This window comes from Amaricoccus sp., assembly GCF_047602525.1.
Taxonomy (GTDB): Bacteria; Pseudomonadota; Alphaproteobacteria; order Rhodobacterales; family Rhodobacteraceae; genus Amaricoccus.
On the sequence record NZ_JASGHB010000001.1, the window covers coordinates 1,200,043 to 1,220,308 of the forward strand.

The window sequence follows — 20,266 nt, forward strand, 5'->3', positions numbered from 1 at the left end:
GGAAACGCCGTGCCCCGGTCCGACAGAGCTGTTCGCGCCCGAGGTCGCCGGTCGATCCGGGCGGCAGGCGTTCCCGGCCGGTCTCTCAGTCCCGCGCCCGGGCCCGCGCCTCATAGACGTCGAACGGCACCGCGGGCTCGTCCTTGGCGCAGCGGATCACCAGGCTGGTCTTCACGCTCGCCACGTTCGGCGCCGCGGTCAGCTCTTCGGTCAGGAACGTCTGGAACGTCGAGAGATCGGGCGCCACGCACTTCAGGATGAAGTCGATCTCGCCGTTCAGCATGTGGCACTCGCGCACCAGCGACCACGCCCGGCACTTTGCCTCGAAGGCCGAGAGATCGCGCTCCGCCTGGCTCGACAGGCCGACCATGGCGAAGACCTGAACCTCGAAGCCGAGTTCCCTGGCGTTGATCTTGGCATGGTAGCCTTCGATCAGCCCGGTCTCCTCCAGCGTGCGCACCCGGCGCAGGCAGGGGGGGGCGGAGATGCCGACCCGTCGGGACAGCTCGACGTTGGTCATCCGCCCGTCCCCCTGCAGCTCGGCGAGGATGTGGCGGTCGATCGGGTCAAGCTTGCTGACGGCCATGGGCTCTTTTTTCTCCGGGAACGTCCCGCTAGTAAACGTTTGCCCGCGCGATTGGCAATAATCTTTCGTGGTTGCGAAACTTTGCCCAAGGCGGTGGCGGCTTCGTGGTGTCGGCTGGTCACTGCCCGGCAGCGCCCTATACTGGCAGGCGAGCATTCCCATACAGGCAGCGTCCCGATGACTGATCCTCGCCCCAGCGCGCTGGCGCGGCCGATGCCCCGCTTCGGCGAGTTCGTGGCGATGATGGCCGCGCTGATGGCGATGACCGCGCTGTCGGTCGACATCATGCTGCCGGCGCTGCCGCAGATCCGCGAGGATTTCGGCATCGCCGACGCCAACGCGCAGCAGCTCGTCATCACCGCCTATGTGGTCGGGTTCGCGATCGGCCAGCTGTTCCACGGGCCGCTCAGCGACGGCCTCGGGCGGCGGGCGGTGCTGTTCGGCGGGCTGGCCGCCTATACGCTCGCCTCGATCGGCTGCTTCGTGGCCGGCAGCTTCGAGCTTCTGCTGGTCGCCCGCGTGGTGCAGGGGCTGGCCAATGCGGCGCCGCGCATCGTCGCCGTGGCCGTGGTGCGCGACATCTATGGCGGGCGCCGCATGGCCGAGGTCATGTCGTTCGTGATGATGATCTTCATCATCGCCCCGGTCGTCGCGCCGTCGCTCGGCGGCGCCTTCCTGCTGCTCGGCAGCTGGCACCTGATCTTCGTGTTCCTGACGCTGCTCGGGGCGGCGAACTTCGTCTGGATGCTGCTGCGCCTGCCGGAGACACGCCCGGCGGAGGCCCGAGAGCCGATCTCGATCGGCTGGGTCGCGAGCGCGTTCGGCCAGGCGATCGCCAACCGGCAGACCCTCGGCTACACGCTGGCGACGGGCATCATCTTCGGTTCGCTCATGGGCTACATCAACAGCGCCCAGCAGATCTATGTGGAGATCTACGGTCTCGGCGCGCTGTTCCCCATCGTGTTCGGGGCCTGTGCCGCGGCGCTCGCCATCGCGTCGTTCGTCAACAGCCGTCTGGTCGGGCGCCTCGGGATGCGGCGCGTGTCCCATGCGGCGATCATCGGCTTCGTCGTCTCGGGCGTCGTCCACGCGGCGCTGGCGCTCACGGTCGGGGTGCCGCTCGGGCTCTTCGTCTGCCTGCTCTCGCTCAGCCTGTTCTGCTTCGGGCTGATGATGCCGAACTTCAATGCGCTGGCGATGGAGCCGATGGGCCGCATCGCCGGCACGGCGTCCTCGTTCGTCGGGGCCGTGACCACCGCGCTCGGCGCCGGCCTCGGCCTGTGGATCGGCCAGAGCTACGACGGCACGATCGTGCCGCTCACGCTCGGCTTCGCCGGGCTCGGCGTCGGCGGTCTGCTCGTCGCGCTTGTGACGGAGGGCGGACGGCTCTTCCAGGTTGCGCCGCCGCGTGCGCGGTAACGATCGCCGTGAATTCGGCCTTTGCCCGCGACGGTCGCCCATGCTAACCGACCCGCGGAAACTGAGGGATGTCTGACCCATGGCCATTCAACGCACCTTTTCGATCATCAAGCCGGACGCCACCCGGCGCAACCTGACCGGCGCGATCAACGCCAAGCTGGAGGAAGCGGGCCTGCGCATCGTCGCGCAGAAGCGCATCCATCTGACGCTCGCCCAGGCGCAGGCGTTCTATGGCGTCCACAAGGACCGGCCGTTCTTTGGCGAGCTGACCGAGTTCATGAGCTCGGCGCCGATCGTGGCGCAGGTGCTCGAGGGCGAGGACGCCATCGCGAAGAATCGTGAGGTCATGGGCGCGACCAACCCGGCCGATGCCGCCGCCGGCACGATCCGCAAGGAGTTCGCCCTGTCGATCGGCGAGAACTCGGTCCACGGCTCCGACGGTGCCGACACCGCCGCGACCGAGATCGCCTATTTCTTCTCGGGCCTCGAAATCGTCGGCTGACGCCGACGCGGCCCCGCCCGGCGATCGGGCGGGGCCGGTGCTGCCGGGCATCTCACGCGTGAGACGCCGGGCAGCTTTCTGAATCCGAAGGGATTCGTCTTCACCAGTTTCGGTCGCATCCCGCGAGGCCCCGCGAAGCGGCGGCCTCAGAAGTCCATGCCGATCGCGACCACCACATGGCCGGGATCGAGGTTGGAGTCGTAGTAGCGCAGATCGACGTTGGCGTTTCCGCCGAGCTTTCGATTGACGCCGACGTCGTAGGCGACCTTGCGCTCGTCCAGGTCGTCGCTGCCGAAGTCGGTGCCGACCGTGCCTCCGACGGACCACACCTGGGCAAAGTACAACTCCGTCCCCACTTCGCCCCACCTGGACCTAGCCGACGGGTCATAGTCGAACTCGGCGTTCAGCGCGCCCAGATCCGCCATGGGATAGCTGGCCGCGAGCTTGAACTCACCGCAGCAATCGCCACTCCGGTCATAGAGATAGCGATAGTAGCTCGCATCGAGGGTGAGCAGGTCGAAGGTCTTGCGCACGCCCGCGTAGAGATCGAACTCGAAGCGGTCGCGGCCGAAGTCGTCGTCGCCGGGAAAATCCACCGTCGAGGACCAGAGGCCGGCATAGAAGATGTCGAGCGACCCTTCGACGTAGCCCTGGACCGCGGGGTTGTCGTTCGACTGGGTGGCGCCGTCGTCGATGTAGTTCGAGGTGATGGCAAAGCCATAGCTGAGCTCGGGGCGCTGCTGCGCCGCCGCGCCGCCGGCACAGAGGCCCGCCAAGGCAAGTCCGCCAAGTATCCGCCCGATCATCCGTCCTGTCCTTCTGCCTCGTGCGTTTTCTGGTAGTCTTACCGTGCGCCGTGGCCGCTTGGAAAGGTCGGCAGGGGAGCGCCCGCCATGGAACCATCGCCTTCCAATCATATCGACGCGCGGATCCGGGAGCTTGCGGACTGGCGCGACGCTGGCCGACGTCCGGCGGCTGATCCGCGCCGCGGGCCCGGAGGTGGTGGAGGAGTGGAAGTGGCGGGGTGTGCCGGTCTGGTCGCACGCGGGCATCCTCTGCACCGGCGAGACCTACAAGTCGGTGGTGAAGCTGACGTTCACCCGCGGCGCGGCGCTCGCCGATCCGGCGGGCCTGTTCAACGCCAGCCTCGAGGGCAACACCCGGAGGGCCATCGACATCCGCGAGGGGGAGCGGGTCGACGGTGCGGCGCTGCAGGCATTGGTCCGTGCGGCGGCGGCGCTGAACGCGGCGCGGCTGAGGCCGCGTGTCAGGTCCACCAGCGGCCGGTGGCGGCCCGCCAGAGCAGCCCGCCGCGCGCGACGATCGGCGCCGGCTCGAGCCACGTCTCGCCGGCAGCGGCGCGGCGCAGGGTGCGCGCGGCGAGCCAGCCGGGCAGCAAGGCGGGCAGGGCGGTCCGCGGCACGCGGTCGCGATGCGCGCGGGCCCGGTCGAGCGCGGCGAGCCCGTCGCGGGCCAGCGCGGCGGGGTCGAGGCCGGGGGGCAGCGGCGCGCGGCCGCGGGCGGCCAGCTCGGGCAGGGCGCGGAGCAGCGCGGCGATGCCGGCGGCCCGGCCGAAGTCGCGCACGACCGGCAGCGCGCCGCCCTCGGCGCCCAGGTGCCGGGCGGCCAGCTCCATCAGATTGCCGGCGGTGTGGTCGACGTATCCCGTCACGTCGGCGAGCGGCGACTCGGCATCGAGGCGGCGGGCCGCGATCATCTCGTCGAACAGCCGTCGCGGCAGGTCGGCGCGCGCGATGGTTGCGGCCAGCGGCTCGACCACCTCGTGCCGCCGCGGTGCCCGGCCGTCGTAGATTTCGGCCACCGCGTCCGCCCACCACTGCAGCCGGATCTCGGCGAGCAGCGGCTCGGACGCCACCCACGACGCGCGGGCAAGCTCGAGGTTGAAGGCGTAGAGCGTGAGCAGCCCCGGGCGCGCGTCGGGGGGCGCGGCCATGGCCGTGCGCCAGCGGTCGGGGTCGCCCCGCTCGACCAGCCCGGCGACCGCGCCGCTCGCCGCCCCGTCGCTCGCTGTCGTGCCGGTCTCGGGTGCCTCGGTCACGGCAGCAGCGTGGCGGCGTGGGCGGGCTCGCCCGGCACCGGCGCTCCGTCGGACAGCAGCTTCCAGACGATCGCGTCGTGCAGGGCCTGAAAGCTCGCGTCGACGATGTTGGCGGAGACCCCGACGGTGGACCACCGCCGGCCGCGACCGTCGGCGCTCTCGATCAGCACGCGCGTCACCGCCTCGGTGCCGCCGGACGTGATGCGCACGCGGAAGTCCACGAGCTTCATGTCGGCGATGTAGGACTGGTATGGCCCGAGGTCCTTGGCGAGCGCGCGCGACAGGGCGTTGACCGGGCCCTGGTCGGCGTGGGTCAGCGGATCGTGGCTCTCGCTGACGCTCATCACCCGTTCGGGGCCGAAGCGCGCGACGACGACCGCCTCGGAGACGGTGACGGTCGCGCCCTTCGGGCCGAGGCGGCGCTCGACGGTGACGCGGTAACGCTCGACCTCGAAGAACTTCGGCAGGCGGTCGAGGATCGCCCGGGCCAGCAGCTCGAAGCTCGCCGAGGCGCCGTCGTAGGCGAAGCCGCGGTCCTCGCGCGCCTTCACCTCGGCGAGGATCTCGCCGAGGCGCGGATCCCCCGGCGCCACCTCGATCCCCGCCTTGGCGAGCCGCTCGCGCAGGTTCGACAGCCCCGCCTGGTTCGACATGGGGATCACGCGCGCGTTGCCGACCGCCTCGGGCGGCACGTGCTCGTAGGTGGACGGGTCCTTCAGGATCGCGCTGGCGTGCAGCCCGGCCTTGTGGGTGAAGGCAGAGGTGCCGACGTAGGGCGCCGCGCGGTTCGGCACCCGGTTCAGGATGTCGTCGAGCAGCCGGCTCAGCCGCGCGAGATCGGGCAGGCGATCGCGCGGGATGCCGGTCTCGAAGCGGCTGGCGTAGGGCTCCTTCAGGAGCAGCGTCGGGATCAGCGTGACGAGGTTGGCGTTGCCGCAGCGTTCGCCGAGGCCGTTCAGCGTGCCCTGGATCTGCCGCGCGCCGGCGTCGATGGCGGCGAGCGTGTTCGCCACCGCGTTGCCGGTGTCGTCGTGGGTGTGGATGCCGAGCCGCTCGCCGGGAATGCCCGCGGCGATCACCTCGCCGACGATCCGGCCGACCTCGGCGGGCAAGGTGCCGCCATTGGTGTCGCAGAGGACCACCCACCTGGCGCCGGCCTTGAGCGCGGCGTGCAGGCACTCCAGCGCATAGGCGGGATTGGCCTTGTAGCCGTCGAAGAAGTGCTCCGCGTCGAACAGCGCCTCGCGGCCCCTGGCCTTGAGGAAACGGATCGAGGTGGCGATGTTCTCGACGTTTTCCTCGAGCGGGATGCCGAGGGCGGTGCCGACGTGGAAGTCGTGGGTCTTGCCGACGAGGCAGACCGCCGGGGTGCCGGCGTTGACGACGCCCGCCAGCACCTCGTCGTTCGAGGCGGAGCGGCCCGACCGCTTGGTCATGCCGAAGGCGGTGAGGGTGGCGTGGCGCAGCCTCGGCGCGGCGGCGAAGAATGCGCTGTCCGTCGGGTTCGCGCCGGGCCAGCCGCCCTCCACGTAGTCGATCCCGAGTGCGTCGAGCCCTTCGGCGATGCGGATCTTGTCGTCGACGGAAAAGTCGACGCCCTGGCTCTGCTGGCCGTCACGCAGCGTGGTGTCGAAGAGGGTGAGCCGGGTGCGGGTCATGCTGGCATCTGGCTGGCGGGGGGTCATGCGTCGATCCCTTCGAGTTTCGCAGGGTCGAAGTCGGGGCCGATCTCCCATTCCGAGGCGGCGCCGGTGCGGTCCATCACCTTGATGCCCGCCGCGGTCAGCGCATGGCGGATCCTGTCGGCGCGGGCGAAGTCGCGGGCGGCGCGGGCGGCCTCGCGGGCGCGGAGCAGCGTGGCGATGCGGCTTTCGAGCGCCCCCTCGTCGGCGAAGGCGCGACCGAGCGACGCCTGGATCGCGGCGTCGCGAAAGCCGTCCGGGCTGATGCCCATGAGGTCGAGCGAGGCGGTGAACTGCTGGAACGCCGCGGCCGCGCGCGGCCCCCCCTGGCGGATCTCGGAGGCGAGATCGCGCAGCACCTTCAGCGCAAGCGGCGTGTTGAGGTCGTCGGCGAGCGCCGCCAGCGCCTCCGGCGCGGCGCTCGCGTCGGGATCGGGCACGAGGCCGGCGGCGCGGGACTCGCGCAGCAGCTTTTCCCAGAGCGTGAGGAGCACGGTGGCGTCATGCACCTTCGACTCGGTGTAGTCGATCGGCTGGCGGTAGTGCGTCGAGAGCAGGACGAAGCGGATCACCTCGCCCGGAATGCCGCGGTCGAGCAGGTCGCGCACCGTGAAGAAGTTGCCGAGCGACTTCGACATCTTCTCGCCCTCGACGTTCAGGAAACCGTTGTGCATCCAGACGTTGGCGAAATGGCCCTCCGGGTGGGCGCAGGTCGACTGCGCCACCTCGTTCTCGTGGTGCGGGAAGACGAGGTCGATGCCGCCGCCGTGGATGTCGAAGCTCGGTCCCAGCAGCTCGTGGCTCATCGCCGAGCACTCGATGTGCCAGCCGGGGCGGCCGCGGCCCCACGGGCTCGGCCAGCCGGGCTGCTCGGGCGTAGAGGGCTTCCACAGCACGAAGTCCATCGGGTCGCGCTTGTAGGGGGCAACCTCGACGCGGGCGCCGGCCTGCATGTCCTCGAGCGAGCGGCGCGCGAGCTGGCCGTACGACGGATCGCTCGCCACGGCGAAGAGGACATGGCCCTCGGCGGCATAGGCATGCCCGCGGGCGATCAGCGTCTCGATCATCGCCACCATGGCCGGCACGTACTGCGTCGCGCGGGGCTCGTGCGTCGGACGCAGGGCGCCGAGCGCATCCATGTCGGCGTGATACCACTCGGTCGTCTCGATGGTGATCGTCTCGATCGGGCGCCCGCTCTGGGTCGCCCGCGCGATGATCTTGTCGTCGATGTCGGTGAGGTTGCGCACGTAGGTGACGTGCCCCTCGCCATAGACGTGGCGGAGCAGGCGGAAGAGCGTGTCGAATACCACCACCGGCCGGGCGTTGCCGATGTGGGCGCGGTCGTAGACGGTGGGGCCGCAGACGTACATCCGCACGTTCCGCGGGTCGATGGGCGCGAACGGCGCCTTGGAGCGGGTGCGGGTGTTGTAGAGGCTGATCTCGGTCATGCCTTTGGGCCTCGGCGTTTTCTGCCGCGGCGGCTATCACGTTGGACCGGGTTTGGAAACGGGACGCGCGCCGCGACGAGGGTGTCAGCGGCGAATGCAGGTGATGCGTATCGGGCGCGTCGTCATGGCGGCCTTATGCGCCAGCGGCGGGATGGGATCAAGCCGCCCGAGGCGGCGTACCGCGCGGGCGCGGTCGGGCGAGGGGTTCCCCTGCGCCGCGGCAGCCGGTAGCGTCGGGACCGATCATCCTTGGAGCAGGCTCATGACGCTATCCCGCGGCCGCGACATTCTCGCGATCCCCGGCCCGTCGATCGTCCCCGACCGGGTGCTGAATGCCATGCACCGGGCGGCGCCGAACATCTACGAGGGCGAGCTGATCGAGATGACCCGCGGCGTCCTCGCGGATCTGGAGCGCGTCGCGGGCACGTCGGGCGATGCGGTGATCTACATCGGCAACGGCCATTCGGTGTGGGAGGCGGCGATCGCCAATATCCTGCGCTCGGGCGACAAGGTTCTGGTTCTTGCCACCGGGCGCTTCGCCCTCGGCTGGGCGGCGACCGCGCGGCAGATGGGGATGGACGTCGAGGTGATGGATTTCGGCTTCGGCTTCGCGATCGACCCGGCGCGGGTCGAGGCGCGGCTGCGGGCCGATTCGGCGCACGCGATCCGCGCCGTCCTCGCCGTGCAGACCGACACCGCGTCCTCGGCGCGGAGCGAGATCGCGCCGGTCCGCGCGGCGCTCGATGCGGCCGGGCACCCGGCGCTGCTGGCCGTGGACTGCATCGCGAGCCTCGCGTGCGACCGCTACGAGATGGACGCCTGGGGCGCCGACGTGACGGTGGCGGCCTGCCAGAAGGGACTGATGACGCCGCCGGGGGTCGCCTTCGTCTTCGTCGGGCCGCGCGCGGCGACCGCGGCGGCCGAGGTGGCCTGTCCCAGCCCGTACTGGGACTGGAAACCACGGCTGTCGCCCGAAGTCTTCTATCAGCTCTTTGCCGGCACGCCGCCGACCCATCACCTCTACGGGCTGCGCTGCGCCCTCGACATGATCCTGGTCGAGGAGGGGCTGGAGGCGGTCTGGCGGCGGCATGCCGTTCAGGCGCGGGCGGTCTGGGCGGCGGTCGAGGCCTGGGGGGCGGGGGGCGAGCTGCGGCTCAACGTCGCCGACCCCGCGCTGAGGAGCCATGCCGTGACGACGATCCGCGCCCGGCCCGGCGACGGCACCCGGTTGCGCCGGTGGTGCGCCGACGCCGCGGGACTGACGCTCGGGATCGGGCTGTCCGCGCCGGGCGTCGACCCCGAGGGCCTGTTTCGGATCGGTCACATGGGCCACCTCAATCCGCACATGCTGCTCGGCACCATCGCCAGCATCGAGGCGGGCCTCGGCGCGCTCGGGATCGCGCATGGACGGGGCGCGGTCGAAGCGGCGGCGCGGGAAATCGCTTCGGCCGGGGTCGGCACGGCCGTCCCCGGATGACAGCGCCGCAGAGCGCTGACGCCGGAGCCGTGCGCTGCCGCCGACACGAACGGCGACGGCAAGCTCCGCAAGCGCGAATTCAAGGTCGCGGCGCAGAAGGACTTCGTTGCGGCCGACAGTAATAGCGACGGCGTTCTCAACTGACGGTGGTACGGGGCGCGTCCGCAATGAAACCAGTGGCGCGTGCCGTGCGTTGCTCCTAGAACTCGTTGCAGTCCCGAGGCTTCGGGGCACGATGAGGTGAGGATACAATGATGAAGCCCCTCCTGATGATTGCCGCGCTGGCGCTCGCGCTGGCCGGCTGTACCCAGAACCCGCAGACCAACCGTGAACTGATGTGCGCCGGCGGCGTGCTGGGCGGCGCGGCCGTTGGTGGCCTTCTCGGCAACCAGATCGGCGGCGGCGGCGGCAAGCAGCTCGCGACGGCGGCGGGCGCGGGCCTCGGCGCCGCGGCTGGCACACAGATCGATTCCTGCCAGTAACCTGCGCGTGTCCGGTCGGCGGAACGTAAAATCCGGCGGCCGGACAGAGATTGACATGCCTTGCGTGACGGGGACTATGCGCCTCGTCCGCCGCTTTGCGGTGCGGCATGGCATATCAGAAGAGGCATCCATGGCTGATCTCATCGCAGTCGTCTTCCCGTCCGAGGAGAAGGCGGAAGAGGTCCGGAACAAGGTTCTGGAGCTGCAGAAGGACTATCTGATCGACATCGGCGATGCCGTGATCGCGGTGAAGAGCGCGGGCGGCAAGGTGAAGCTGAACCAGCTGATGAACACCACCGCGGCCGGCGCGGCGGGTGGCAGCTTCTGGGGGCTGCTGATCGGCGTCCTGTTCATGAACCCGCTGCTCGGTGTCGCGGCCGGTGCGGCCAGCGGTGCGATCGCCGGCGCGCTGACCGACGTCGGCGTGAACGACCGCTTCATGAAGGGCCTCGCGGCGGACTCGCTGCAGGATGGCGAGGCGGTGCTGTTCGTGCTGGTGAAGAGCGTCACCGGCGACAAGGTTCTGGCGGCGCTGCAGGGCGTGGGCGGCCGGGTGCTGCAGACCTCGCTCGACCACACCCGCGAGGATGCGCTGCGCAAGGCGCTCGAAGCGGCGCCGGCGCCGGCTGGCGCCTGACGCCAACGGCTGATCCTGTAGAAACAAGAAGGGGGCGGCGCCGAAAGGCCCGCCCCCGATCTTTTTCGCCAGTCGCGTTCGACTGGTTACTTGATCTTGCCTTCCTTGAATTCGACGTGCTTGCGCGCAACGGGGTCGTACTTCTTGACCGACATCTTCTCGGTCATGGTGCGCGAGTTCTTCTTGGTCACGTAGAAATAGCCGGTGTCGGCCGTGGAGTTCAGCCGGATCTTGATCGTGGTCGGCTTTGCCATTTCGAGTCCCTTTCCGCGGCGCCCCGCGATGCCCTGGGCCGCTGGGCCCGAAATTTCAGAGCGCCCTTCTACCCGATCCACTCCGACTGTCAACGGGGTGCCCGTGGTAACGGAGCTGAATCGGGGAATACGCCCTTGCGCCAAGGGGGTAACGCGGTGAACGGCGACCCCGCGGGGATGCTGCACCGCACCTTCGCGCGAGCGGCCGGGTTCGAGAGGGGCGCGCGGGTTTCGTCCCGGTGGCCATTCGCCTATGCTCGCCTTGGGATTGAAACGGAGGGGAACCGATGAGGCAGGCTGCGGCGGCCGCATCGCTGGCACTGTCGATCGCTGCGCCGGCGGTGGCGGCGTCGCGTTTGCCGGTCGACGGGGTGGCGAGCGGCACCGACGGGTTCGTGGTGCATCCGGTCCATGCCGATCTCGCGTCGCTGGTCGGGGACTTCACCGTGGCAGGCTTCGAGCCGAAGGGCCCGGTGGATCCGTTCGCCGGCGTGCAGGGGTCGTGCTTTGGTGCGATGGATCTGGAGAAAAACCGCATGTCGGGTGGCGGCTATTGCACGCTGACCGACGTGCGGGGCGAGGGGCTGGTGCTGCGCTGGACGGCGATCGCGCCGGTGGCGCGCGGCTATCGCGAGGTGTGGGAGCTGGTCGGCGGCAGCGGCTGGTGGGGCGATGCCGGCGGCAAGGGGACGTTCGTCTACCTGATGGATCCCGAAACCCGGCGCTTCAACGCCGGGTTCAAGGGTGAGGTCGTGAAACCCTGACGGGAGGGAAGGGTGGGTGACACACCCACCCCAAGGGCCCTCAGTACGCCGAGGCCGAGGAGCCTTCCTTGCGGTCGGCGTAGATGAGCAGCGGCTCGCCCTTGCGGGTGATGCACTCCTCGTTGACCACCACCTCCTCCACGCCCTGCATCGAGGGCAGCTCGAACATGGTGTCGAGCAGAACCTCTTCCAGGATGGAGCGCAGGCCGCGGGCGCCAGTCTTGCGGTCGATCGCCCGCTTGGCAACGGCGCGGAGCGCGTCTTCGGTGAAGGTGAGGGCGACGTCTTCCATCTCGAACAGGCGCTGGTACTGCTTGATGAGCGCGTTCTTCGGCTCGGTCAGGATGATGATGAGCGCCGCCTCGTCGAGGTCGGTCAGCGTCGCGAGCACGGGCAGGCGGCCGACGAACTCGGGGATCAGGCCGAACTTCAGCAGATCCTCGGGCTCAAGCTCCTGAAAGATCTCGCCGACCCGGCGGTCGTCGGTGTCCTTCACGTCGGCGCCGAAGCCCATGGCCGAACCACGGCCGCGCTGCGCGATGATCTTGTCGAGGCCGGCAAAGGCACCACCGCAGATGAACAGGATGTTGGTCGTGTCGACCTGCAGGAACTCCTGCTGCGGATGCTTGCGACCGCCCTGCGGGGGAACGCTCGCGACCGTGCCCTCCATGATCTTCAGCAGCGCCTGCTGCACGCCCTCGCCCGAAACGTCGCGGGTGATCGAGGGGTTGTCGGACTTACGGCTGATCTTGTCGACCTCGTCGATGTAGACGATGCCGCGCTGCGCCCGCTCGACATTGTATTCGGCGGCCTGCAACAGCTTGAGGATGATGTTCTCGACATCCTCGCCGACATAGCCCGCCTCGGTCAGCGTCGTCGCATCGGCCATGGTGAAGGGTACGTCGAGGATGCGGGCCAGCGTCTGCGCGAGCAGCGTCTTGCCGCAGCCCGTGGGGCCGATCAGCATGATGTTCGACTTCTGCAACTCGACGTCGGTGTTCTTCGTCGCGTGGTTCAGCCGCTTGTAGTGGTTGTGGACCGCGACCGACAGGACGCGCTTCGCCACCTGCTGGCCGATCACGTAGTCGTCCAGCACCTTGCAGATCTCGTGCGGCGTCGGCACCCCGTCCGAGGACTTGACGAGATTGCTCTTCGTCTCCTCGCGGATGATATCCATGCACAGCTCGACGCATTCATCGCAGATGAACACGGTCGGCCCCGCGATGAGCTTGCGCACCTCGTGCTGGCTCTTGCCGCAGAACGAGCAATAAAGGGTGTTCTTCGCGTCGCCGCCGCCCGACTTGCTCATCTTCTGCCTCCGGCTTTCGCCATCCATTCCTGTCTCAAACGTCCACCCCGCCCACGGTCTCGGGAGGCATCTCCCATTGGAGCATGCCTCCACGCGGAATTACAAGGGCAAAGGTTTCGGGCGAACGCCGTGACGCCGCACCGCTCACGCAGCCGGTACCGGCAGGTCGCGCCGCTCGACGATCTCGTCGATGAGGCCCCAGTCCTTGGCATCCTGGGCCGTCATGAAGCGGTCGCGCTCCAGCGCGGCCTCCACCACCTCGACCGGCTGGCCGGTGTGGTGGTGGTAGATCTGGTTGAGCCGGTCCTTGAGCGCCTGGGTCTCGCGGGCGTGGATCATGATGTCCGTCGCCTGGCCCTGGAAGCCGCCGGACGGCTGGTGGACCATGATCCGGCTGTTCGGCAGCGAGAACCGCATGTCCTTGGCGCCGGCGGTCAGGAGGAGCGAGCCCATCGACGCGGCCTGGCCGACGCAGAGCGTCGAGACCGGCGGGCGGATGTACTGCATCGTGTCGTAGATCGACAGGCCGGAGGTGACGACACCGCCCGGGCTGTTGATGTACATGGAGATTTCCTTCTTCGGGTTTTCGGCCTCGAGGAAGAGCAGCTGCGCCACGATGAGCGTCGACATGCCGTCGTGGACCGGGCCCGCGACGAAAATGATGCGCTCCTTCAGGAGGCGCGAGAAGATGTCGTAGGCGCGTTCGCCCCGGGCGGTCTGTTCGACCACCATCGGCACGAGGTTCATGTAGGTCTCTACCGGGTCTTTCATCGAATTCCGCCTTCCTGTCCCCGACGCCCTCGCTCACGCGCGTCATGGTTGTGCTGAGGAATAGTGGCCCGGCCGGAGCTTCGCAAGGGCCCCCCGGCCGGAAGGACAGGGGGCCCCGGCGGATGTCGTCAGGCGTCGGCCGGCGCGGCCTCGGGCGTGGCGGCGTCGTCGAGCGCCTCGATCTCCTTCTGGAGCTCGTCCTTGGTGACCGGCTTGTCGGTCACGTTCGCGAGACCGATGATGTGGTCGACCACCTTTTCCTCGAAGAGGGGCGCGCGGATCTGCTGCAGGGCCTGCGGGTTCTTCTGCACGAATTCGAAGAACTGCCGCTCCTGCCCGCGATACTGCCGGGCCTGCTCGAAGACGGCGCGCTGCAGCTCCTGCTCGCTCACCTCGACCTCGGCGGCGTTGCCGATCTCGGCGAGCAGGAGCCCGAGGCGCACGCGGCGCTCGGCGAGCTTGCGGTGCTCGTCGGTCGGCTCGATGTTGCCGTGATCGTGGCCGTGGTGGTCGTGGTGCTCCTCGTGCCACAGCTGGTGCGCGATCTGGCTGGCCTCGATGTTCACCAGCGAGGGCGGCAGGTCGAAGCTGACCAGCCCGTCGAGCGCGTCCATCAGCCGGCGCTTGGTCACCTGCCGCGCGGCATCGGCGAACTCGTCGGAGAGGCGGGTGCGGATCTGGGCCTTCAGATCGTCGAGCGACTCGAGGCCGAAGCGGGTGGCGAGCGCGTCGTCGACCTCGGCCGGCTTCGGCGCCTTCACCGCCTTCGCGGTGACGGCAAAGCTCGCGTCCTTGCCGGCGAGATTCGGGGCGCCGTAGTCGGCGGGGAAGTTCACCTTCACCTCGCGCTCCTCGCCGGCGGTCACGCCGACGAGCTGGTCCTCGAAGCCGGGAATGAAGCTGCCCGAGCCGAGCACCAGGGGGAAGTCCTCGGCGGTGCCGCCCTCGAACAGCTCGCCGTCGACCGAGCCCTTGAAGTCGATGACCACCTGATCGCCGTCCTCGGCAGCCGCCCCCGCATCGCGGTCGTCGAAGCTCTGGGCCGACTTCGCGAGATTCTGCAGCGCGTCGTCGACCGCCGCGTCGTCGACCTCGACCACGAGCCGCTCGAGCGCGATGTTGCCGAGAGCCACCTCGGGCACCTTCGGCAGCGCCTCGTAGGTCATCGAGACCTGCACGTCCTGGCCTTCCTGCCAGTCCTCGTTGGTCATCTTGACCTCGGGCTGCAGCGCCGGGCGATCGCCGGATGCCTCGAAGTGATCGCGCATCGCCTGGTCGATCGTCTCCTGCATGGCTTCGCCGAGCACCGACTTGCCGAACATCTTCTTCATCAGCGCGGCGGGGGCCTTGCCCTTGCGGAAGCCCTTCATCTGGAAGTCCTTGCGGGCTTCCTCGAGCTTCTCGGTGACTTTCGCCTCGAGCTCGCCCGCGGGCACCGTGATGGCGTAGCCGCGCTTCAGGCCTTCGTTCAGGGTCTCGGTGACCTGCATCCTCGTCCTCGTCTGTTCCATCTGGTGCGGGCGGAGGGACTTGAACCCCCACGCCTTGCGGCGCCAGAACCTAAATCTGGTGCGTCTGCCAATTCCGCCACGCCCGCGAGCCGCGGCATCCCACGCCGGCGCCGGCCCGCAAGGGGCCCTCGATCGCGTGAGAGGCCGCTCTCTAGCAGAGCCGCCGGACCCGCGCGAGCGAAAAATCCACCCCCCGTCCGGCTTCTCCGCTTGCCCAAAGGTTGGGCAATCTGGTCAATTCCGTGGCACAGGCGCCGGATTCTTCCGGGAGGGTTCCACGCGACGGGCCTAGTCGCATTGAATCCCCCCGGCCAAGCTGATTTCCCGGGCGCCGATCTTGGCGACGTGTCGCCGCGAGGCATAACGGTCGGGGGCCCCGGATGAAGAAGATCGAAGCCATCATCAAGCCATTCAAGCTCGATGAGGTGAAGGAGGCGCTGCAGGAAGTGGGCATCCAGGGCCTGAGCGTCATCGAGGCGAAGGGCTTCGGCCGGCAGAAGGGCCATACCGAGCTCTATCGCGGCGCGGAGTATGTGGTCGATTTCCTGCCCAAGGTGAAGATCGAGGTCGTTCTCGCGGACGACCAGGTGGACGCCGCGGTGGAGGCGATCATCAACGCCGCGAAGACCGGCAAGATCGGCGACGGCAAGATTTTCATCAGCCATGTCGAGCAGGCGATCCGCATTCGCACCGGCGAGGAAGGCAACGACGCGCTCTGAGGCGCGCCGCTCGTGACACACGTCAGTCTCTCAACCAAGGAATCGAGATGAGCGACCAGAAATCCGTTCTGAAGTCCCTGAAGGACGACGACATCCCGTATGTCGACCTTCGCTTCTGTGATCCGAAGGGCAAGCTGCAGCACGTCACGGTGGACGCGGATCTCGTCGACGAAGATCTCTTCGACGAAGGCATGATGTTCGACGGCTCGTCGATCGCCGGCTGGAAGGGCATCGACAAGTCGGACATGAAGCTGATGCTCGACCCGAGCTCGGCCTACGTCGATCCGTTCTACGCCGAGAAGACGCTCTGCATCCACTGCACCGTGCTCGAGCCCGACACCAACGAGCCCTACGAGCGTGACCCGCGCGGCACCGCGCAGAAGGCCGAGGCCTACCTGAAGCAGACCGGCATCGGCGACGCGTTCTACTGCGGGCCGGAGGCGGAGTTCTTCCTGTTCGACGACGTGCGCTTCTCGAACGTGCCGAACAAGGTCAGCTTCCAGATCGACGCGATGGACGCCGCCTGGAACACCGATACCGTCTACGAGATGGGCAACTCCGGCCACCGGCCGGGCGTCAAGGGCGGCTACTTCCCGCTGCCGCCGGTCGATGCGGCGCAGGACATCCGCGGCGAGATGCTCTCGACGATGAAGCGGATGGGCATGAAGGTCGACAAGCACCACCACGAGGTGGCGTCGGCCCAGCACGAGCTCGGCATCATCTTCGGCAAGCTGACCGCGCAGGCCGACAACATCCTGAAGTACAAGTACGTCGTGCAGCAGGTCGCCGCCGCCTATGGCAAGACCGCGACGTTCATGCCGAAGCCGTACTACGGCGACAACGGCTCGGGCATGCACGTCAACATGTCGATCTTCAAGGACGGCAAGCCGGTCTTCGCCGGCGACAAGTATGCCGACCTGTCGAACGAGGCGCTGTGGTTCATCGGCGGCATCCTGAAGCACGCCAAGACCATCAACGCCTTCTCGAACCCGACGACGAACAGCTACAAGCGGCTGATCCCGGGCTTCGAGGCGCCGGTCCTGCTCGCCTACTCCGCGCGCAACCGCTCCGCCTCGATCCGCATCCCGTGGTCTGAGAGCCCGAAGGCGAAGCGCGTCGAGGCCCGTTTCCCCGATCCGTGCGCGAACCCCTACCTCGCGTTCTCGGCGCTGCTGATGGCCGGCATCGACGGCATCAAGAACAAGATGGATCCGGGCGCCGCGGCCGACAAGGATCTGTACGACCTGCCCCCCGAGGAGCTGGCCGAGATCCCGACCGTGTGCGGTTCGCTCCGCGAGGCGCTGACCACGCTCGAGAACGACCACGAGTTCCTGCTGCACGGCGACGTGTTCACCAAGGACCAGATCGAGGCGTTCATCGCGCTGAAGTGGCCCGAAGTGTACATGATGGAGCACACGCCCCATCCGGTCGAATACCAGATGTACTACTCGCTCTGAGCGAGCTTCGGGGGGCCTTTTCGGGCCCCTCGATCGTTTCAGGAGGCGCCTTCGCGTCCCGGCCGCTGCCGGATCGCCCGGGGCTCCTGCCACCGCCGCCTCCGGTCCTGATCCCGTCCTAAACCTGTTGCAGACGCCGCGCGGCCGTGGAACGTGTGGCGCAAGATCGTGCGCGCCCGAAGGGTCGACGCGTGGCAGCAACGGGAGGGTGACTCAATGAGCGACGCCGGCACACCGCCCGCCACTGCGGTGGCCGTGATCGGGCTCGGCTCCATGGGACTCGGGATGGCCCTGTCGCTGCGCAAGGCGGGCTTTGCCGTCGCGGGTTGCGACCTGGCGCAGCCGGCGCTCGAGCGGCTGGCGGCGGCGGGGGGGCGCGCCTGCACCACCCCTGCGGAGGCGGCCGAGGGGGCGGGCGCGATCCTGACCGTGGTGGTGAACGCGGCGCAGACCTCGGACGTGCTGTTCGGCCGGGATGGTGCCGCCGCTGTGGCGCCGGCCGGGGCCGTTGTTGTCTCGTCGGCCACCATGTCGCCCGGCGATGCCGAGGCGCTGGCCCGGCGCTGCGAGGATGCGGGCCTCGTCTACCTCGACGCGCCGATCTCCGGCGGGGCCGCCCGGGCGGCGCAGGGCGAGCTGACCGTCATGGCCTCCGGCTCGGCAGCGGCGTTCGCCAGGGCGGCGGCGGTGCTCGATGCCGTGGCGGTCAAGGTGCATCGCCTCGGCGATCGGGCCGGTGTCGGCGCCTCGATGAAGATGGTGAACCAGCTGCTCGCCGGCGTGCACATCGCCGCCGCCTGCGAGGCGATCACGCTGGCGGGCAAGCTCGGCCTCGACCTCGCCACGGTCTACGAGGTCATCACCGGCTCGGCCGGCAACTCGTGGATGTTCGAGAACCGCGTGCCGCACGTGCTGGCGGGCGACTATGCGCCGCTGAGCTCAGTGGAGATTTTCGTCAAGGATCTCGGCATCGTGCAGGACATGGCGCGGACGGAGCGCTATCCCGCGCCGCTGGCCGCCGCCGCGCTGCAGATGTATCTCGCCGCCGCGGGGGCGGGGATGGGCCGCGACGACGACTCCTCGCTCGCACGGGTCTATGCCCGCCTTTCGGGCGTGACGCTGCCGGGAGGCGCGTGATGCCGCGCTTTGCCGCCAACCTGACGATGATGTTCAACGAGGTGGCGTTTCCCGATCGCTTCGCCGCCGCCGCGGCCGCGGGCTTCAAGGCGGTGGAGTGCCTGTTTCCCTATGCGCTGACGCCCGAGCGGCTGGCGCAGACGCTGGAACGCGACGGGCTGACGCTCGCGCTCTTCAATCTCGCGCCGGGAGACTGGGAGGCGGGCGACCGCGGGCTCGCCAGCGATCCCGCGCGCTTCGATGCGCTGAAGGCGAGCGTCGGGCAGGGGATCGAGTATGCCCTGGCGAGCGGCGCGACCCGGCTGCACATGATGGCGGGCTTTGCCGACAGCCGCGACCCGGTGGCGCTGTCGGCCTATGCCCGCGCGATCGAGCACGCGGCGGGGCGCCTCGCCGACCACGGGCTCGACCTGCTGCTGGAGCCGATCAACGGCCGCAACATGCCGGGCTATTTCCTGAACGACTTCGCGCTGGCGGAGCGGCTGATCCTCCAGTCGGGCGCGCCGAACGTGCGGTTGCAGTACGACGTCTATCACCAGCAGATCCTGCACGGCGACGTGGCGATGTCGTTTCGCCGGCTGCTGCCGCTGGTCGGCCATGTGCAGGTCGCGAGCGTGCCGTCGCGCCATGAGCCCGATGGCGAGGAGCTGAACTGGCCGTTCGTCTTCGAGATGATCGACGCAACGGGCTACGACGGCTTCGTCGGCTGCGAGTACGTGCCTCGGACGACGACCGAGGCGGGGCTCGGCTGGTTCCAGCCGTGGAGAACGCGATGAGGCTCGCGGCGATCGCCGACGACTATACCGGCGCATCCGACCTGGCGAACACCTGGGCGAAGGCGGGCCTGGCGACGGTTCAGACCATCGGGGTGCCGGACGGGCTCGACGTGAGCGGGGCCGAGGCGCTGGTCGTGTCGCTGAAGATCCGCTCCGTCCCCGCGGCGGAAGCGGTCGAAGCGGCGACGCAGGCATGGGACTGGCTGCAGGCCCGCGGCTTCGGCCATGTGATGTACAAGATTTGCTCGACGTTCGATTCGACCGACGCGGGCAACATCGGTCCGGTGACGGCGGCGTTGTGCGCGCGGGCCGGGGCCGCGCTGGCGCCGGTGACGCCGGCGTTCCCGGAGACCGGGCGCACGGTCTACAAGGGGCATCTCTTCGTCGAGGACGTGCTCCTGAGCGAAAGCTCGCTCCGCACGCACCCGCTCAATCCGATGCACGACGCGAATCTCGTGCGCGTGCTGGCCCGGCAGATGGCCGACCCCGTGGCGCTGCTCGATCTGGCGACGATCCGGACGGGAGACGCGGCGATCGCGCGGCGGCTGGCGGCGCTGGCGGGGCAGGGGGCGCGCGCGGTGATCGCCGACGCGGTGGCCGAGCCCGACCTCGAGGCGCTGGGCCGGGCGGCGCTGGCGATGCCGGTCTCCATCGGCGCCTCGGGCCTCGGCCTCGGACTGGCGCGAGGCGTGGTGGCCGGGGGGGCGCTCGAGGCCGCCGCGCCGGTGGGATCTCCGACGGGGCCGACGACGGGACCGAGCGCGATCCTCGTCGGCAGCTGCTCTGCCCGCTCGCTGGAGCAGGTGGCCGTGGCGGCGCGGGGGATGCCGGTGCTGCGGCTCGACGCGGATGCGCTGGTGACGAGCGGCGGGGACACGCGGGAGGCGCTGGCCTGGGCGCTGGCGCGGCTCGACGCCGGGCCGGTGCTGGTCGCGGCGAGCGGCGATCCGGCGGCGGTGGCCGCGGTGCAGGCGCGCCACGGCCGCGCGGCCGCGAGCGCCGCGATCGAGGCGGGCCTTGCGGCGCTGGCCGAGGGGCTGGTGGCGGCGGGGGTGACGCGGCTGGTGGTCGCGGGCGGCGAGACCTCGGGCGCGGTGGTCGACCGGCTCGGGATCGCCGGCTTTCGCGTCGGGCCGGAAATCGCGCCCGGCGTCCCGGCGCTCACGACGCTGGGGCGCGCGCGGCCGCTCGCCATGGCGCTGAAGTCCGGCAACTTCGGCGGCGCCGACTTCTTCGAGCGCGCGCTCGGCCAACTCTGACAAACCACCTTGGGGAG

Annotated in this window: 21 protein-coding genes, 1 tRNA gene and 1 pseudogene; 13 read left to right on the forward strand and 10 right to left on the reverse strand. The window is 69.3% G+C overall.

The genetic code is table 11. From position 1 onward, the window contains the following. Positions 1-85 precede the first annotated feature (85 nt). Entirely contained in the window at positions 86-586 is a 501-nt protein-coding gene (locus QM699_RS06375; RefSeq protein ID WP_415010335.1) for an Lrp/AsnC family transcriptional regulator, read from the reverse strand. Between the two features lie 177 nt (positions 587-763). On the opposite strand from QM699_RS06375, the gene QM699_RS06380 reads away from it, so the two are divergent. Both QM699_RS06380 and ndk read left to right on the forward strand, forming a co-directional pair. After that, the gene (locus QM699_RS06380; RefSeq protein WP_415010336.1) at positions 764-2,005 is read left to right on the forward strand and encodes a multidrug effflux MFS transporter; all 1,242 of its coding nucleotides are present in this window, start codon (positions 764-766) and stop codon (positions 2,003-2,005) included. Positions 2,006-2,084: 79 nt separating this feature from the next. After that, positions 2,085-2,507: a nucleoside-diphosphate kinase gene (gene ndk, locus QM699_RS06385; RefSeq protein WP_415010337.1), complete on the forward strand. Its 423-nt coding sequence runs from the start codon at positions 2,085-2,087 to the stop codon at positions 2,505-2,507. 146 nt (positions 2,508-2,653) lie between these two features. Here the strand turns inward: ndk and QM699_RS06390 are convergent, their stop codons facing one another. Further along, positions 2,654-3,313 carry a TorF family putative porin gene (locus QM699_RS06390; RefSeq protein WP_415010338.1) on the reverse strand — a complete coding sequence of 220 codons (660 nt, stop codon included), beginning with the start codon at positions 3,311-3,313 and terminating at the stop codon, positions 2,654-2,656. Between the two features lie 196 nt (positions 3,314-3,509). Here QM699_RS06390 and QM699_RS06395 point away from each other — a divergent pair. Then, positions 3,510-3,680 (forward strand): annotated as a pseudogene (locus QM699_RS06395) (DUF1801 domain-containing protein); the annotation flags it as partial. A gap of 94 nt (positions 3,681-3,774) precedes the next feature. On the opposite strand, the gene QM699_RS06400 reads toward QM699_RS06395, so the two are convergent. Genes QM699_RS06400 through cysS form a run of 3 tightly spaced genes read right to left on the reverse strand, consistent with a single transcriptional unit; the run spans position 3,775 to position 7,696 of the window. Continuing rightward, entirely contained in the window at positions 3,775-4,566 is a 792-nt protein-coding gene (locus QM699_RS06400; RefSeq protein WP_415010339.1) for a squalene/phytoene synthase family protein, read from the reverse strand. Continuing rightward, positions 4,563-6,251 carry a citramalate synthase gene (gene cimA / locus QM699_RS06405; RefSeq protein WP_415010340.1) on the reverse strand — a complete coding sequence of 563 codons (1,689 nt, stop codon included), beginning with the start codon at positions 6,249-6,251 and terminating at the stop codon, positions 4,563-4,565. Before cimA ends, QM699_RS06400 begins: the two co-directional genes overlap by 4 nt. Then, entirely contained in the window at positions 6,248-7,696 is a 1,449-nt protein-coding gene (gene cysS, locus QM699_RS06410; protein WP_415010341.1) for a cysteine--tRNA ligase, read from the reverse strand. Before cysS ends, cimA begins: the two co-directional genes overlap by 4 nt. A gap of 262 nt (positions 7,697-7,958) precedes the next feature. On the opposite strand from cysS, the gene QM699_RS06415 reads away from it, so the two are divergent. The 4 genes from QM699_RS06415 to QM699_RS06430 all read left to right on the forward strand — a co-directional run bounded on the left by QM699_RS06415 (position 7,959) and on the right by QM699_RS06430 (position 10,292). Further along, complete coding sequence (locus QM699_RS06415) at positions 7,959-9,173, forward strand: pyridoxal-phosphate-dependent aminotransferase family protein (protein WP_415010342.1); 1,215 nt, start codon at positions 7,959-7,961, stop codon at positions 9,171-9,173. Between the two features lie 15 nt (positions 9,174-9,188). Then, positions 9,189-9,317 (forward strand): hypothetical protein, encoded by a 129-nt coding sequence (locus tag QM699_RS06420; protein ID WP_415012709.1) that lies wholly within the window; start codon positions 9,189-9,191, stop codon positions 9,315-9,317. 110 nt (positions 9,318-9,427) lie between these two features. After that, entirely contained in the window at positions 9,428-9,655 is a 228-nt protein-coding gene (locus QM699_RS06425) for a glycine zipper 2TM domain-containing protein (protein ID WP_415010343.1), read from the forward strand. Positions 9,656-9,785: 130 nt separating this feature from the next. Continuing rightward, a complete protein-coding gene (locus QM699_RS06430) occupies positions 9,786-10,292 on the forward strand; it encodes a DUF1269 domain-containing protein (RefSeq protein ID WP_415010344.1) in 507 nt (168 codons plus the stop codon). An 86-nt stretch (positions 10,293-10,378) separates the two neighbouring features. Here QM699_RS06430 and rpmG read toward each other — a convergent pair whose 3' ends face one another. Beyond that, complete coding sequence (gene rpmG, locus QM699_RS06435; protein WP_184152437.1) at positions 10,379-10,546, reverse strand: 50S ribosomal protein L33; 168 nt, start codon at positions 10,544-10,546, stop codon at positions 10,379-10,381. Between the two features lie 287 nt (positions 10,547-10,833). Between rpmG and QM699_RS06440 the strand changes: the two genes are divergently transcribed. Continuing rightward, a complete protein-coding gene (locus tag QM699_RS06440; protein ID WP_415010345.1) occupies positions 10,834-11,310 on the forward strand; it encodes a hypothetical protein in 477 nt (158 codons plus the stop codon). A 40-nt stretch (positions 11,311-11,350) separates the two neighbouring features. On the opposite strand, the gene clpX is transcribed toward QM699_RS06440, so the two are convergent. From clpX to QM699_RS06460, 4 genes are all read right to left on the reverse strand, one after another. Continuing rightward, positions 11,351-12,619: an ATP-dependent Clp protease ATP-binding subunit ClpX gene (clpX, locus tag QM699_RS06445; protein ID WP_415010346.1), complete on the reverse strand. Its 1,269-nt coding sequence runs from the start codon at positions 12,617-12,619 to the stop codon at positions 11,351-11,353. Positions 12,620-12,763: 144 nt separating this feature from the next. After that, positions 12,764-13,390 carry an ATP-dependent Clp protease proteolytic subunit gene (locus tag QM699_RS06450; protein ID WP_415010347.1) on the reverse strand — a complete coding sequence of 209 codons (627 nt, stop codon included), beginning with the start codon at positions 13,388-13,390 and terminating at the stop codon, positions 12,764-12,766. A 128-nt stretch (positions 13,391-13,518) separates the two neighbouring features. Continuing rightward, a complete protein-coding gene (gene tig / locus QM699_RS06455) occupies positions 13,519-14,880 on the reverse strand; it encodes a trigger factor (protein ID WP_415010348.1) in 1,362 nt (453 codons plus the stop codon). Between the two features lie 22 nt (positions 14,881-14,902). Continuing rightward, positions 14,903-14,987 (reverse strand) — tRNA-Leu (locus tag QM699_RS06460). A 294-nt stretch (positions 14,988-15,281) separates the two neighbouring features. Between QM699_RS06460 and QM699_RS06465 the strand changes: the two genes are divergently transcribed. The 5 genes from QM699_RS06465 to otnK all read left to right on the forward strand — a co-directional run bounded on the left by QM699_RS06465 (position 15,282) and on the right by otnK (position 20,249). Continuing rightward, positions 15,282-15,620 (forward strand): P-II family nitrogen regulator, encoded by a 339-nt coding sequence (locus QM699_RS06465; RefSeq protein WP_415010349.1) that lies wholly within the window; start codon positions 15,282-15,284, stop codon positions 15,618-15,620. Between the two features lie 47 nt (positions 15,621-15,667). Beyond that, positions 15,668-17,077 carry a type I glutamate--ammonia ligase gene (glnA, locus tag QM699_RS06470; protein ID WP_415010350.1) on the forward strand — a complete coding sequence of 470 codons (1,410 nt, stop codon included), beginning with the start codon at positions 15,668-15,670 and terminating at the stop codon, positions 17,075-17,077. Between the two features lie 216 nt (positions 17,078-17,293). After that, entirely contained in the window at positions 17,294-18,214 is a 921-nt protein-coding gene (ltnD, locus tag QM699_RS06475; protein WP_415010351.1) for an L-threonate dehydrogenase, read from the forward strand. Beyond that, positions 18,214-18,990: a 2-oxo-tetronate isomerase gene (gene otnI / locus QM699_RS06480; RefSeq protein WP_415010352.1), complete on the forward strand. Its 777-nt coding sequence runs from the start codon at positions 18,214-18,216 to the stop codon at positions 18,988-18,990. The genes ltnD and otnI overlap by 1 nt, the downstream gene beginning before the upstream one ends. Beyond that, positions 18,987-20,249, forward strand: a complete 1,263-nt coding sequence (otnK, locus tag QM699_RS06485) for a 3-oxo-tetronate kinase (RefSeq protein ID WP_415010353.1) — start codon at positions 18,987-18,989, stop codon at positions 20,247-20,249. Before otnI ends, otnK begins: the two co-directional genes overlap by 4 nt. The last annotated feature ends 17 nt before the right edge of the window (positions 20,250-20,266 follow it).

Excerpts from the sequence above, each read along its gene's own strand:
- QM699_RS06375 (WP_415010335.1), bottom strand. The coding sequence starts at position 586 with ATGGCCGTCAGCAAGCTTGACCCGATCGACCGCCACATCCTCGCCGAG.
- QM699_RS06380 (WP_415010336.1), top strand. The coding sequence starts at position 764 with ATGACTGATCCTCGCCCCAGCGCGCTGGCGCGGCCGATGCCCCGCTTC.
- ndk (WP_415010337.1), top strand. The coding sequence starts at position 2,085 with ATGGCCATTCAACGCACCTTTTCGATCATCAAGCCGGACGCCACCCGG.
- QM699_RS06390 (WP_415010338.1), bottom strand. The coding sequence starts at position 3,313 with ATGATCGGGCGGATACTTGGCGGACTTGCCTTGGCGGGCCTCTGTGCC.
- cimA (WP_415010340.1), bottom strand. The coding sequence starts at position 6,251 with ATGACCCCCCGCCAGCCAGATGCCAGCATGACCCGCACCCGGCTCACC.
- cysS (WP_415010341.1), bottom strand. The coding sequence starts at position 7,696 with ATGACCGAGATCAGCCTCTACAACACCCGCACCCGCTCCAAGGCGCCG.
- QM699_RS06415 (WP_415010342.1), top strand. The coding sequence starts at position 7,959 with ATGACGCTATCCCGCGGCCGCGACATTCTCGCGATCCCCGGCCCGTCG.
- QM699_RS06425 (WP_415010343.1), top strand. The coding sequence starts at position 9,428 with ATGAAGCCCCTCCTGATGATTGCCGCGCTGGCGCTCGCGCTGGCCGGC.
- QM699_RS06430 (WP_415010344.1), top strand. The coding sequence starts at position 9,786 with ATGGCTGATCTCATCGCAGTCGTCTTCCCGTCCGAGGAGAAGGCGGAA.
- rpmG (WP_184152437.1), bottom strand. The coding sequence starts at position 10,546 with ATGGCAAAGCCGACCACGATCAAGATCCGGCTGAACTCCACGGCCGAC.
- QM699_RS06440 (WP_415010345.1), top strand. The coding sequence starts at position 10,834 with ATGAGGCAGGCTGCGGCGGCCGCATCGCTGGCACTGTCGATCGCTGCG.
- clpX (WP_415010346.1), bottom strand. The coding sequence starts at position 12,619 with ATGAGCAAGTCGGGCGGCGGCGACGCGAAGAACACCCTTTATTGCTCG.
- QM699_RS06450 (WP_415010347.1), bottom strand. The coding sequence starts at position 13,390 with ATGAAAGACCCGGTAGAGACCTACATGAACCTCGTGCCGATGGTGGTC.
- tig (WP_415010348.1), bottom strand. The coding sequence starts at position 14,880 with ATGCAGGTCACCGAGACCCTGAACGAAGGCCTGAAGCGCGGCTACGCC.
- QM699_RS06465 (WP_415010349.1), top strand. The coding sequence starts at position 15,282 with ATGAAGAAGATCGAAGCCATCATCAAGCCATTCAAGCTCGATGAGGTG.
- glnA (WP_415010350.1), top strand. The coding sequence starts at position 15,668 with ATGAGCGACCAGAAATCCGTTCTGAAGTCCCTGAAGGACGACGACATC.
- ltnD (WP_415010351.1), top strand. The coding sequence starts at position 17,294 with ATGAGCGACGCCGGCACACCGCCCGCCACTGCGGTGGCCGTGATCGGG.
- otnI (WP_415010352.1), top strand. The coding sequence starts at position 18,214 with ATGCCGCGCTTTGCCGCCAACCTGACGATGATGTTCAACGAGGTGGCG.
- otnK (WP_415010353.1), top strand. The coding sequence starts at position 18,987 with ATGAGGCTCGCGGCGATCGCCGACGACTATACCGGCGCATCCGACCTG.